General features: G+C 40.5%; 10 protein-coding genes. 8 read left to right on the top strand and 2 right to left on the bottom strand.

What is annotated here, in order from left to right:
- Nucleotides 1-191: 191 nt before the first annotated feature.
- Complete coding sequence (locus D172_RS15100) at nucleotides 192-2,372, top strand: TonB-dependent receptor (RefSeq protein WP_007378972.1); 2,181 nt, start codon at nucleotides 192-194, stop codon at nucleotides 2,370-2,372.
- 74 nt (nucleotides 2,373-2,446) lie between these two features.
- Nucleotides 2,447-3,127 (top strand): Fe2+-dependent dioxygenase, encoded by a 681-nt coding sequence (locus tag D172_RS15095; protein WP_007378971.1) that lies wholly within the window; start codon nucleotides 2,447-2,449, stop codon nucleotides 3,125-3,127.
- A 796-nt stretch (nucleotides 3,128-3,923) separates the two neighbouring features.
- Here the strand turns inward: D172_RS15095 and galE are convergent.
- The gene (gene galE, locus D172_RS15090; RefSeq protein ID WP_007378962.1) at nucleotides 3,924-4,940 is read right to left on the bottom strand and encodes a UDP-glucose 4-epimerase GalE; all 1,017 of its coding nucleotides are present in this window, start codon (nucleotides 4,938-4,940) and stop codon (nucleotides 3,924-3,926) included.
- 419 nt (nucleotides 4,941-5,359) lie between these two features.
- On the opposite strand from galE, the gene D172_RS15085 reads away from it, so the two are divergent.
- Complete coding sequence (locus D172_RS15085) at nucleotides 5,360-5,869, top strand: hypothetical protein (RefSeq protein ID WP_007378961.1); 510 nt, start codon at nucleotides 5,360-5,362, stop codon at nucleotides 5,867-5,869.
- A 67-nt stretch (nucleotides 5,870-5,936) separates the two neighbouring features.
- On the opposite strand, the gene D172_RS15080 is transcribed toward D172_RS15085, so the two are convergent.
- Nucleotides 5,937-7,052, bottom strand: a complete 1,116-nt coding sequence (locus tag D172_RS15080) for an energy transducer TonB (RefSeq protein ID WP_007378960.1) — start codon at nucleotides 7,050-7,052, stop codon at nucleotides 5,937-5,939.
- Nucleotides 7,053-7,300: 248 nt separating this feature from the next.
- Here D172_RS15080 and D172_RS15075 point away from each other — a divergent pair, with 248 nt between their 5' ends.
- The 5 genes from D172_RS15075 to D172_RS15055 all read left to right on the top strand — a co-directional run bounded on the left by D172_RS15075 (nucleotide 7,301) and on the right by D172_RS15055 (nucleotide 13,090).
- Nucleotides 7,301-7,924 (top strand): GTP cyclohydrolase II, encoded by a 624-nt coding sequence (locus tag D172_RS15075; RefSeq protein ID WP_007378959.1) that lies wholly within the window; start codon nucleotides 7,301-7,303, stop codon nucleotides 7,922-7,924.
- An 81-nt stretch (nucleotides 7,925-8,005) separates the two neighbouring features.
- A complete protein-coding gene (locus D172_RS15070; RefSeq protein ID WP_007378958.1) occupies nucleotides 8,006-8,794 on the top strand; it encodes a BPSS1780 family membrane protein in 789 nt (262 codons plus the stop codon).
- Nucleotides 8,794-9,246, top strand: a complete 453-nt coding sequence (locus D172_RS15065) for a regulatory protein RecX (RefSeq protein WP_002961933.1) — start codon at nucleotides 8,794-8,796, stop codon at nucleotides 9,244-9,246. The genes D172_RS15070 and D172_RS15065 overlap by 1 nt, the downstream gene beginning before the upstream one ends.
- 19 nt (nucleotides 9,247-9,265) lie before the next feature.
- The gene (gene alaS, locus D172_RS15060) at nucleotides 9,266-11,866 is read left to right on the top strand and encodes an alanine--tRNA ligase (RefSeq protein WP_007378957.1); all 2,601 of its coding nucleotides are present in this window, start codon (nucleotides 9,266-9,268) and stop codon (nucleotides 11,864-11,866) included.
- Nucleotides 11,867-11,872: 6 nt separating this feature from the next.
- On the top strand, nucleotides 11,873-13,090 hold the full coding sequence (locus D172_RS15055) for an aspartate kinase (RefSeq protein WP_007378956.1): 1,218 nt from the start codon (nucleotides 11,873-11,875) through the stop codon (nucleotides 13,088-13,090).

Here is a 13,090-nt window from a genome sequence, read left to right as displayed (position 1 = left end):
AACAAAGACCCTGAAAGTTACGACGAGTAATTACATGGAGCAATTACTGTTAATTTTTAAGTGCGCATACAATATAACAACAGGCATGACAACGCAACTGATAACAATTAGCGTTTACATTTATTTGTGGCGGTGGTAGGATTTTGCCGAAATTCAACATGTACCTAATTAGTTTAAACCTCGGAGTAACCATGAGTAAGCCATCGAATAAAGGGAATACCTACGCAAAACCAATTGCGGCGGTTGTTACAGCCACTCTTTCAACTTGGGCGAGTGCACAGGATGTTCAAGAGTTATCGGTAACGAAAGCGCAAACTAAAACTGAGTCTAGCTATGTTGTAGAAAAATCAACATCGCATAAATATACTCAACCGCTACTCGATACGGCTAAAACAGTTACTGTAATTAACCAAGCGGTAATGAAAGATAGAAACGTAGATAGTTTACAAGATGCATTACGCAATGTATCAGGTATTTCTTTAGCTGCAGGCGAAGGTGGTTCTCCTACTGGCGATAGCATGTCTATTCGTGGTTTTAGTGCCGCAAGTGATATTTTTGTTGATGGTATTCGTGATGTTGCTGGATACACTCGCGATGTTTATAACATTGAAGCCGTTGAAGTAGCTAAAGGCCCTGGTTCTGCAGTCTCCGGTCGTGGTGCAACAGGCGGCAGCGTTAATCTAGAAACTAAAAAGGCGAAATTAGACAACTTTAATGATGTTTCGTTACGTTTAGGCACAGAAAACGATTACCGTGGTCGTCTTGATACTAATATTCAAGTAAACGAAACAAGCGCATTACGTGTTAATTTATTGTCTGATTCAGGTGATGTTGCTGGCCGTGATTATGTTGAAAACGAAAAAAATGCAATTGCTGTTGCTTTGGCTACAGGGCTTGGAACCAACAGTCGATTTGATCTTAATTTTGAATACCAACGACAAGATAATTTACCAGATTACGGTATTGCATGGGTTAGAAGTGATACTCCAGTTGCTGAACTAGTTGGCAATGAATACGCTCCACCACCAGTCGATTTTGATAACTTTTATGGTAACGTTTACCGTGATTATGAAGACATAGAAGCTTATTCAACAACTGCCCGTCATGAGTATGATTTTTCTAAAAATACTACGTTACGTACACAAGTCCGTTTAGGTAAAGTTAAGCGTGAATCGGTAACAACTGCACCACGTTTCTTTTCAGTTACAACCGATACAGATATTACCTTTGCAGATGAAAAAACACGTGATACAGAAAATTCATTGGCTGCATTACAAGTTGATTTAATTGGTAACTACGAGTTTGCTGGTTTTACTCACGATGTTGTAGTGGGTATTGAACTTGCAAACGAAACGTTTACACGCCATAACTTTGTTGCAACTACGGCTGATAATCTAATTGAAGATGGAATCCGTAACGACTTATACAATCCTGATGCAACAATTGCATTTACGGGTGTGTACGGTCGTAACGGTACAAGTATTGAAGCTAAAGCTAAAAACCAAGCTATTTATGCATTTGATACAGTAACCCTTAATAAGCAATGGGAAGTTACAGGCGGAATTCGTTTTGATAGCTTTACTACGGATTACCATTACGATTACGCGAACCCAAGTGCTTTAATTTCTACAAGTGACGACTTATTTAGCTGGAATGCAGCTGTAGTTTATAAACCTACAGAAAACGGCAGTATTTATTTTGGGGCGGGTAATTCGTTTAATCCTTCAGCCGAAGGTATTACGGTATCTACTCGCGGAAATACAGCAGATCTTGATCCAGAAGAAAGTAATAGCTATGAATTAGGTACGAAATGGAACTTAATGGATGGTCGCTTACAAACTAATGCAGCTCTTTTTCGTACTGAAAAAACAAATGCTCGTACCGATGATCCATTTGCAGAAGATACACGAGCTGATTTATTAAATGGCGAACAACGAGTTCAGGGTTTAGAGTTATCAGCTACAGGTTTAATCACCAAAGAGTGGACCATTATTGCATCGTATACTTATCAAGATAGCGAAGTAACTAAAGCATCAGGTGACGATATTATTCAAATAGGTAATGAGTTACCACGTACGCCTAAAAATAGTGCGAGCATATGGACAACATACGAAATATCTGAGCAATTATCATTTGGTGCAGGTATGCAGTATTTAGGTGAGCGTTACAGTAGTTCATCGTCTACTCGCGCTCGTGCTCCAAGCTATACTATTTTTGATTTAATGGTTGCGTATGATGTATCAAAAGATTTGAGCTTGCAGCTTAATGCTGAAAATTTAGGTGATAAAGATTACGTTAACCAGTTAGGTGGCGGACACTTTGTTCCTGGTGAAGGTCGTAAGTTTAGCTTAACGGCAAGTTACTCTTTTTAAACTTTACTTTAAGAGTACATAATCATTAAGGGCAGAAATTTCTGCCCTTTCTTTTATTATGTGAGAGGGCGCACATGTTAGTTAAAATACCAGAGTTGTTAACTAAAGAAGAAGTTGCTTATTGTCATGAGGTTTTACTAAAAGCACAGTGGGCAGATGGTAGTATTACGGCTGGGCATCAATCAACGAAAGCTAAAAATAACTTACAGTTACCTGAAAATAGTCCTGAATGCCAAGAGCTTGGCGACATTATTATGGCTGCTCTCGCTCGTAGCAATTTGTTTATGTCGGCAGCACTTCCTGCAAAAATATTTCCTCCATTATTTAACTGTTATCAAGGCGGACAATCGTTTGGTGTGCATGTAGATAATGCCATTAGGCAGGTTCCTGGTACGCCTGTAAAAGTACGAACAGATGTATCAATGACGCTTTTTATTAATGAGCCTGAAGATTATGAGGGTGGAGAATTAGTTATTGAAGATACGTATGGATCGCACAGCGTAAAATTACCAGCTGGGAGTATGGTGTTGTACCCATCAACCAGCCTGCACCGTGTAATGCCAGTTACAAGTGGGCGAAGGTTAGCCTCATTTTTTTGGTTGCAAAGCATGGTTAATAGCGACGAAAAACGTGGTTTACTCTTTGATTTAGATATGTCGATTCAAAGTTTGCGCAGCAAAGTAGAAGATAGCCCTGAGATTATTCAGTTAACGGGGGTTTATCATAATTTGCTTAGGCAGTGGGCACAGACATAACGAAGATACTCGTTATTAAGTGTTAGATTTAGATATAAGTAATTAAAAGCTGCGCTTTTCGCGTGAGCAAGCTCTACGCCTACAGGCAAAGTTTTACAGTGTGGTTTGATTTACGTGTAGACGCGCAGCTTGCTGGCGTGACGAGCAACGCTCGTAATTTATTTAAATGATTTATTCATAAAGAGTAGCTTAGCAATCAGTTGTAGATATTAAAAGCTGCGCTTTTCGCGTGAGCAAGCTCTACGCCTACCGGCAAAGTTTTACAGTGTGGTTTGATTTACGTGTAGACGCGCAGCTTGCTGGCGTGACGAGCAACGCTCGTAATTTATTTAAATGATTTATTCATAAAGAGTAGCTTAGCTATCAGTTGTAGGTATTAAAAGCTGCGCTTTTCGCGTGAGCAAGCTCCACGGCTACAGCCAAAGTTTTACAGTGTGGTTTGATTTACGTGTAGACGCACAGCTTGCTGGCGTGACGAGCAACGCTCGTAATTTATTTAAATGATTTATTCATAAAGAGTAGCTTAGCTATCAGTTGTAGATATTAAAAGCTGCGCTTTTCGCGTGAGCAAGCTCTACGCCTACAGGCAAAGTTTTACAGTGTGGTTTGATTTACGTGTAGACGCACAGCTTGCTGGCGTGACGAGCAACGCTCGTAATCTCATGCTTTGGTGTCTTCTCACTTACCTTTATTCTCTTTTTTTGTGCAATAGCGTTTTAGATAATTTATTTATATAGAGTGTAAAGGGCGCTTTACCTGCTGGTGCAACAGGCAAAGCTTATAAATTACTTTTTACTTAACCTTTATAACCGTTGGGGTTATTTGACTGCCAACGCCATGTATCTTGCATCATTTCATCAATGCCACGCACCGCTTCCCAACCAAGTTCATTTAGTGCTTTTTCTGGTGCTGCATAACAGGCGGCTATATCGCCTGGGCGGCGAGGTGAAACCTGATATGGCACAGCCTGATCGCTGGCTTTAATAAATGCATTAACCATTTGCAGTACAGAATACCCGTTACCAGTACCCAGGTTATAAACTAATGCACCCGTGCTGCTGGCAATTTTATCAAGCGCTTTTAAATGACCAATTGCTAAATCTACAACGTGTATATAGTCGCGCACACCTGTACCGTCAACTGTGTCGTAGTCATCGCCAAATACAGCAAGTTGCTTTAATTTACCCACAGCAACCTGTGCAATAAACGGTAAAAGATTATTTGGGATACCGTTAGGATCTTCACCAATTAGGCCCGATTCATGTGCGCCAACAGGGTTAAAGTAACGCAAAATAGCAAACGCAAAACGCTCGTCTGATTTAGCGATATCTTGCAGCATCATTTCAACCATCAGCTTAGATGTGCCGTAAGGGTTTGTAGTACCGCCCACAGGGAAGTCTTCTTTAATTGGTAAACTAGCCGGATCACCATAAACGGTAGCTGATGAACTAAATACTAATTTAAATACACCAGCTTCGCGCATTGCATCAACAAGCGTTAACGTACCTTGTACATTATTTTGGTAGTATTCAATTGGTTTAGCCACTGATTCACCAACCGATTTCAAGCCTGCAAAATGTATAACGCTATCAATAGAGTGTTTAGCAAACACTGAATCTAAAAAAGCTTTATCGAGAATATCACCTTGGTAAAAGGTAGTATCTTTACCTGTGATTTTTTTAACACGAGCAAGAGATTCTTGCGATGAATTGCTCAAATTATCAATAACAACAACATCATTACCTTGCTGTAAAAGTTCTAAAACAGTGTGCGAGCCAATATAGCCTGCGCCACCGGTTACTAAAATAGTCATGAAAGCTCCGTGGGTACCTTTTATCAATTAAGCTAATTTCACCATAAATTATGATTATTTACATGCATTATCTGTATTTATTATTGCTCTACTAAAGTCTTTTTTAAATTAAATACAGTTAATGTGGTTTAGAGTTTATTGGTCTTTCAGGATTAAAATTTGTTCTATCTAAGGAGTATTTAATCGCGGCGAGAGGTGTGTAACCTAGTCGGTTCGACAACTTCCCTTGCGTTATCGCCTATGTATGGAGAATAACCATATTAAAATCAGCGTACTACTGAAACTTCTAGCTAGGAAGAGAAGCCGGCTTTAATCGCAACAGGAAGTTTTAAAATCACAAAAAGCACGGTTAGGACTTTTGTTGCATTGTGAAAAGGAACTAAACTAGGTACATTTGGTGCTTACTCAAAGGGAATTTTATGAAAACAAAAATATTACTACTCACTTTATCTATCGCTTCTTGTTCTACTTTTGCTAACGATGTTAGTTTTTCGATTGGGGGTGGCTATCCTTATTTAGTTATTCCTGAAGTGTCTTTGTCGGCTAACGACGACACACAACGCTGGTATGCAAACTATAAACTAGGCCTTGATGATGGATTTTCTGCAGGTTTTGAACAAGCAGTAAGCGATAATAAAAAGCATGCTTTTGGCGCGCTTGTGGGCGCTATTGGTGCAAGAGATACAGACCAAGAGTGTGAAGGTTCAACTAATGATGTAGCAACTGACTTTGCTAATACGCTAGGTTGTGTAATTGGCGGAATTTTTGATGAAGAAACAACAAACGGCATAGGGCTTACTTACAGCTATAACTTTAATGGATTGAACAGCGCTGGTTTTAGATTAGAGCTAGATGTGGGCTATGGTAAAGCAAGCGACAGCAACGAAAAAAGAGCCGATGGCGGTATTAGCGTAAGTTACGAATTTTAACTACGTAGAATTTGTATTAGTTGGCTTCAAAAAAGGCGCTTAAAGCGCCTTTTTTAATGAGCCGCTTTTAGTGGCGGTTAATTTTAAAGTCGAGTTGTACCTGAGAAATAGCGCTAACGGGTTTGCCATTTTCAAACTTTGGCGCGTAACGCCATTGCTCAAGCGCTGCTTTGGCTGACTTTTCAAATGCGCTGCCGCCTTCAGAGCTAAGTACTTTTGGGTTTTTTACAAAGCCAGCTGCGTCTACCTCAAACTCCATAATAACGCTACCATCGGTACTAAATCTGGCTTTGTGCACTGGGTATTTAGGATTAACACGATAGAGTGGTGTTTGCTCTTGCGATTCTTTCCATGGCACCATTTGAGCGATAGCTATGCAGTGTTTAGTTGCTTCTTCGCTTTTGCCTTGTTTTTCGTACAGACCTACAAGTTTAGAATGAGCGGTTAGCTCAGCACTGTGATCGTATTTTAAGTTATCGTCAAACGCGGTAACTATGTTGTTTAAGCGCTCAATTGCTCGGTTATATTTTTTACTACCTTCGGCAAATGCGGCTATTAAAAAATTAGCTTTAATTTGCTCTACCGAGCTACTAGGCAGATTTTCACGGTAGTATTCGTCGGCTTCTTCTAGGTAGTTTTTCGCTTCGCGATATTTTTTAGAGCTAAACTTTTTAGCAAGCAGTGATGCCGCTTCTAGTTTCATGTCGGCTACAAATTTAGGCTTATTTTGTGTTTTAGCTATATCTATTACTTGTTCTAAAAAGTTAGCTGCTTTGTAAGCTGATGTTGTGTAGTTAGCTTGGCCGAGTAGTGCATCAATTGTTACTATTGATAGTTTACCGTGGTTTGCAGCTAAAATAGTATGGGCTTCGTTATAAAGTGCAAAACGCTGTTCGTTTAGCTCATCGCCGTAGCCTTTTATTGCTTTAGCGTAATTAATAGCTAAGTTGGCAGTATTGTCGTCGCTTTTACCGTAAACGGCTTTACCTGATGTGTAAGCAAGTTTGGCAGTTTGTTGTACGTTTTTGTCTGCTTTAACTGCTGCTAAATAGCTTTGGTATGCTTGGCTAAATACCGTTTGAGGATCGCTTGCTTGGCTGGCGAGTGCTGTAGTACTTAAAGTTGTTGCGCTCAAAGCAGATAAACTTAAGCCTATAAATAAAGCGAGTTGCTGACGTTTCATAATAATCCCTATCGTTGTTTAAAATACAAAATACCAAACGCGCCTGTAGGTGTCACTGATTAAGGTAAATCAACGTAAATAACATTGGCTGTTATTTGTATTAATTTATTGCTAACAATCATTGAAAATAACGCCTGTCGTCGCCATATATTTGCCATAAACAGTCTTGTACTACGGTGTATTTATCCTATTTTGTGATATTATCACTTTATTGTCGTGTCGTAGTTATTTAAATATTTGGATTTGTCGTGGCGCAAGTAAGAGCAAGAGTCCAGCTTAATGTTGGCAGAAATAGTGATATCCCTGCAGAAATAATCTCATTTACTGATTTAAAAGATGGCAAAGAACATATTGCTATGGTGTTTAACAACGCCGATACAGAGCAAGATGTACCGCTTATTCGTATGCATTCTGAGTGTTTAACAGGTGATGTATTTTATTCATCGCGTTGTGATTGCGGCGAGCAGCTAAATGAATGTATTGAAATGATGCACGAGCAAGGCGGTATTTTATTGTATTTACGCCAAGAAGGCCGTGGCATTGGTTTATACAACAAAATTGACGCTTATGTACTGCAATCGCAAGGGATGAACACCTACGAAGCTAATAATCACTTAGGCTTTGCTGATGATTTACGTGACTTTTCGGATGCGGTATTAATGCTTAATGCGCTTAATTTAAGCCACGTTAAATTAATGACCAATAATCCTAAGAAGCTTAATGCATTAAAGGATGCCGGTATTAGTGTTGACTCGGTTGTGGGCACGCATGCACACATTAAAGCGGGTGTTGCGGGTAATAAATCGTACCTAGAAACAAAAATTAAGCATGGCGCGCATATGTTAGATATTAAGAAAATTAAAAAACCTTAATCATTTAATTACGTTTCGTCTATTAATACCCCCTCACGCCAAGTTATACTTGGCGTGTTTCGTTTTAAATTAAGAGTAAGTATGTCTACACAATTACGAATTTTTAAAGCCGATGCAGGGCTAAAGTGGTTAAAAGCCGGATGGCTTATTTTTAAAACCCAGCCAGCAACCTTTATTTTTATGCATTTATTTATTGGCATTGTAGGGCTGCTGTCTTTATTTTTACCTTTACTGCAAGTGGTAGCAGCGCTAGCTACGCCATTTTTAACCGCAGGGTTTTACCAAGCGGTGCTTAGTAAGCAGCAGGGCGGAAAAATTATGCTAGCCGATATTCTCAAGCCATTTACGGCTAAGGGAAATCGTTTAGGGTTATTGCGTTTAGCACTTTATCAAATGGGTGCGGGCATTTTAATGGCGTTACTTGCTAATGGCTTATTTGCCGATGCAGTGGCTGTTATGAGTCAACCGGGACTTGATCCAAACGTGGCACTTGAACAAATGCTTGAGAGTATTTCGGGCGCGAATGTAATTTTATTTTTTATGGCAATGCTAATTTATTTAACGGCGTTTGCTTACGCTGTACCGCTTGTTTATTTTAGTAAAGAAACACGCATTTTAACGGCGCTTAAAAAGTCGTTAATGGTGTTTTATCATAATATTTTGCCACTTGGCGTTTTTGGTCTTATTTGCGCATTATTTATGGCGCTTTCGATGTTCTTATCGTTCTTACCACTGTTGATTTTAATGCCGATTTGCTACATTAGCTTTTTTGTATCTTATCAAGCCATTTTTATGCCTGTTGTACCACCGAGTGACGACATTAATGTTAAGCCACTTAGTAGTGAAACAAGCGGGCGTTTTGACGCTTAATGGATGATAAATTAAAGCAAAAACTAAAAAACTATGTACTTTGGTTACTAGGGCGCCAAGAATATTCGCGTCGTGAGTTAACGCTCAAATTACAGCAAAAAGAAGCGACAGAAGAGTTTATTGAAACGCTGCTTGATTGGTGCGAAAAGCACAATTTTATTAACGAGCAGCGATACTGTGAAGGCTTTGTAAGAAAACACATATTTAAATGCCACGGGCTTAAGCGAATACAAAGCGAAGCTATGGGCAAAGGGATTGATCGTTCGCTACTTGAAATGGTAGTTGAAGAGCTTGAAATAGATTGGTTTGAGCTTGCGCAGGATGCGTACAATAAAAAATATTCAAATACACCGCCAGATCTCGATTACAAAGACAAAGCTAAGCGCGTGCGCTACTTAATGTATCGGGGTTTTAGCTACGATGAAATTAATTTTGCAATGCAAGCACAGTAAATACAGGTGAGACTTTCAAATGCAGCACATGACTACCGCACAAATTAGGCAACAGTTTTTAGACTTTTTTGCCAGCAAGCAACATCAAATAGTACCTTCTAGCTCGCTTATACCGGGTAACGATGCCACGTTGTTATTTAACAATGCCGGCATGGTGCAATTTAAAGATGTATTTTTAGGCGCAGAAAGCCGCCCTTATACACGTGCGACAAGCTCGCAGCGCTGTGTACGTGCTGGCGGTAAGCATAACGATTTAGAAAACGTAGGCTACACTGCTCGCCACCATACATTTTTTGAAATGTTAGGTAACTTCAGCTTTGGTGATTACTTTAAGCAAGACGCGATTAAATTTGCATGGGAGTTTTTAACTGAGGTAGTAAGCTTACCTAAAGAAAAACTTTTAGTAACTATTTATCACGATGATGAAGAAGCGTTTGGTTACTGGGCTAACGAAATTGGTTTACCAGAGGATCGTATTATTCGTATTGCGACCTCAGACAACTTTTGGTCTATGGGCGATACCGGTCCATGTGGTCCGTGTTCTGAAATATTTTATGATCACGGCGAGCATATTTGGGGCGGACCTCCGGGCACTCCAGAGGAAGACGGCGACCGTTTCATCGAAATTTGGAACCTTGTATTTATGCAATACAACCGTCAAAGCGACGGTACAATGTTGCCTCTCCCTAAGCAATCTGTTGATACGGGAATGGGCCTTGAGCGTATTTCTGCTATTTTGCAGGGCGTGCATTCAAACTACGAAATCGATTTATTTCAAGGCTTAATTGCAGCAGCTGCAAGTGTTACTAACGCGCAAGATATGGATGATAAGTCACTACGCGTAGTGGCGGATCATATTCGTTCGTGTGCGTTTTTAATCTCAGACGGTGTTATGCCATCTAACGAAGGTCGTGGTTATGTACTGCGTCGTATTATTCGTCGTGCTGTGCGCCACGGTAATAAGCTAGGTGCACAAGGTTCGTTTTTCTATAAATTAGTTGCTGCGCTAATTGAGCAAATGGGTCAAGCGTACCCAGAGCTTGCTAAGCAACAAGAAATTATCGAAAAAGTATTACGCATTGAAGAAGAGCAGTTTGGTAAAACACTTGAGCGTGGCTTAGCTATTTTAGAAGAAAGCTTAAGCGACCTTAAAGGCGATATTATACCGGGCGACTTAGTATTTAAACTTTATGATACGTATGGTTTTCCAGCTGATTTAACGGCCGATGTTGCGCGTGAGCGTCAGATGACAATTGATCATCAAGGCTTTGAAGAGTGTATGGCTGTACAACGTAAAACAGCGCAGCAAGCAGGTAAGTTTGGTGCTGATTACAACGACCAATTAAAATCAGATAAACACACTGACTTTAAAGGTTACGACAGCACACATTACAGCGCGACCGTTATTGAAATTTTTGCCGGTGGCGAAGCTGTTCAGTTATTAGAAGATGGTCAACAAGGTATTGTAGTACTAGACCGCACACCGTTTTACGCTGAATCAGGCGGTCAAACGGGTGACACGGGTACTATTACAGTTGCTGGTGGCGAATTTAATGTTACTAATACCACTAAACTTGGTAATGCTTTTGCTCACCACGGTACTGTGCAGGGCCGCATTGGTGTTAATGACAAAGTTGACGCAACTATTGATGATGCGCGCCGCGATAGCATTAAGAAAAACCACACAGCTACACATATTTTACACGAAGCACTACGCCAATTATTAGGCGACCATGTAGGCCAAAAAGGCTCACTTGTTCAGCCAGATCGTTTACGTTTTGATTTTTCGCACTTTGAAGCAGTTACTAAAGATGAGCTACGTGAAATTGAGCGTGTAGTTAATGACGAAATTCGTCGTAACTTTGCACTTAATACTGAGCTTATGGCTATTGATGATGCTAAAGCGAAAGGTGCTATGGCATTGTTTGGCGAAAAGTACGATGACGAAGTACGTGTAGTTACTATTGGCGACTACTCTATTGAGCTTTGCGGTGGTACTCACGTTGAGCGCGCTGGCGATATTGGTTTATTCAAAATTGTATCTGAAAGTGGTATTGCCGCAGGCGTTCGCCGTATTGAAGCGGTAACTGGTGCAGATGCAGTTGCTTATGTTAGCGAGCAAGAGCAACAACTTAGCGATGTTGCAGCTTTAGTTAAAGGTGATAGCGCATCGGTACTTGAAAAAGTAACCGCGTTACTTGAAAAGTCTAAAGGTCTTGAAAAGCAAATTGCGCAACTTAACGATAAGTTGGCAAGTGCAGCGGGTGCGTCTTTACTTGATTCGATTGTTGAAATTAACGGCGTTAAGCTACTTGTAGCAAACGTTGAAGGTACTGAATCTAAAGCACTGCGCGGTATGGTTGATGACCTTAAAAACAAAATTGGCTCAGGTGTTATTGCCCTCGGTGTTGCCAGTGGCGACAAAGTAAGCCTAATTGCCGGTGTAACTAAAGACTTAACAGGCAAAGTAAAAGCCGGTGAGTTAGTTAACCACATGGCAGGCCAAGTAGGTGGTAAAGGTGGCGGTCGTCCAGATATGGCACAAGCCGGTGGTAGTGAGCCACAAAACCTTGCTGCTGCACTAGATAGCGTTACAGCTTGGTTAACTGAGCGTACTTAAGCCTAAGTGGCGCTTATTGTTCAAAAGTTCGGTGGCACTTCGGTCGGCTCAATAGAGCGAATTGAAGCGGTCGCCGACCTTGTTGTTAAAACCAGACAACAAGGACATCAAGTGGTTGTGGTGCTCTCTGCTATGTCGGGAGAAACCAACCGCTTAATTAATCTCGCCAAACAAATTGATACTCGCCCGAGTAGCCGTGAACTAGATGTACTTATTAGCACCGGAGAGCAGGTTTCTGTATCACTACTTGCTATGGCTATTATAAAACGTGGCCACTCTGCTGTGAGCTTATTAGCCGATCAAGTCAATATTTTAACCGATAACATGTTTGGTAAAGCTCGTATTGCAGAGGTTGCTGCTACGCGTTTGAAGCATGAGCTTGAGCATAATCGTATTGCTATTATTGCTGGGTTTCAGGGGCGTGATGTTGAGGGCAACATTACAACGCTTGGGCGCGGTGGCACCGATACATCGGCTGTGGAAATAGCTGCGGCTATAAAAGCTGACGAATGCCAGATCTATACAGACGTTGACGGCGTATATACTACAGATCCTCGTGTTGAACCTAACGCGCGCAGAATGAGCCAAGTTACCTTTGCCGAAATGCTAGAACTGGCAAGTTTAGGGGCGAAAGTTTTGCATATTCGCTCAGTAGAAGCCGCAGGCAAACATAATGTGCCACTTAGGGTGCTTTCGAGCTTTAATCCCGATGAAGGTACATTAATAAGTTTTGAGGAGAACGATATGCCAAGCAAGGTTGTATCGGGGATTGCGTTTAATCGTGACGAATGTTTAATTAAGGTACAAGGTGTGCCAACGGGTACGCAATATCTTTCAAAAATATTGAAACTTTTTGCCGAAAATGGCATCGAAATAGATATGATTAATCAAGTTAATCATAACTTTGAAAAAATAGACTATGCTTTTACTGTGCACTCGAATGATTATCTGCAAACACTTGAATTGCTCACTGAGCAGCAAGTTCAATTAAGTGTTCAAAGTATATGCGGATTAACCACAGTGGCAAAAGTGTCTGCTGTTGGTATGGGTATGAAATCGCATTCTGGTGTCGCGAGTCTATTTTTTGAAGCATTAGCGCAAGAAAACATTAATGTAGTTTTAGTTTCAACATCCGAGATTAAAATTTCAGTTTTAATAGATGAAAAGTACTTAGAGTTGGCTGTTCGTGCATTACACAAAGTATTTTTAACAGAAAATGAATAG

Source organism: Pseudoalteromonas sp. Bsw20308, assembly GCF_000310105.2.
In the GTDB taxonomy this organism is placed as follows: Bacteria; Pseudomonadota; Gammaproteobacteria; order Enterobacterales; family Alteromonadaceae; genus Pseudoalteromonas; species Pseudoalteromonas fuliginea.
Note: the sequence above shows the minus strand (reverse complement) of the source record. Positions and strands in the feature narration are given on the sequence as shown.

What these genes read in the sequence shown, in the direction of transcription:
- D172_RS15080 (WP_007378960.1), bottom strand. Translation starts at nt 7,052, where the DNA reads ATGAAACGTCAGCAACTCGCTTTATTTATAGGCTTAAGTTTATCTGCT.
- galE (WP_007378962.1), bottom strand. Translation starts at nt 4,940, where the DNA reads ATGACTATTTTAGTAACCGGTGGCGCAGGCTATATTGGCTCGCACACT.
- D172_RS15070 (WP_007378958.1), top strand. Translation starts at nt 8,006, where the DNA reads ATGTCTACACAATTACGAATTTTTAAAGCCGATGCAGGGCTAAAGTGG.
- alaS (WP_007378957.1), top strand. Translation starts at nt 9,266, where the DNA reads ATGCAGCACATGACTACCGCACAAATTAGGCAACAGTTTTTAGACTTT.
- D172_RS15085 (WP_007378961.1), top strand. Translation starts at nt 5,360, where the DNA reads ATGAAAACAAAAATATTACTACTCACTTTATCTATCGCTTCTTGTTCT.
- D172_RS15095 (WP_007378971.1), top strand. Translation starts at nt 2,447, where the DNA reads ATGTTAGTTAAAATACCAGAGTTGTTAACTAAAGAAGAAGTTGCTTAT.
- D172_RS15100 (WP_007378972.1), top strand. Translation starts at nt 192, where the DNA reads ATGAGTAAGCCATCGAATAAAGGGAATACCTACGCAAAACCAATTGCG.
- D172_RS15065 (WP_002961933.1), top strand. Translation starts at nt 8,794, where the DNA reads ATGGATGATAAATTAAAGCAAAAACTAAAAAACTATGTACTTTGGTTA.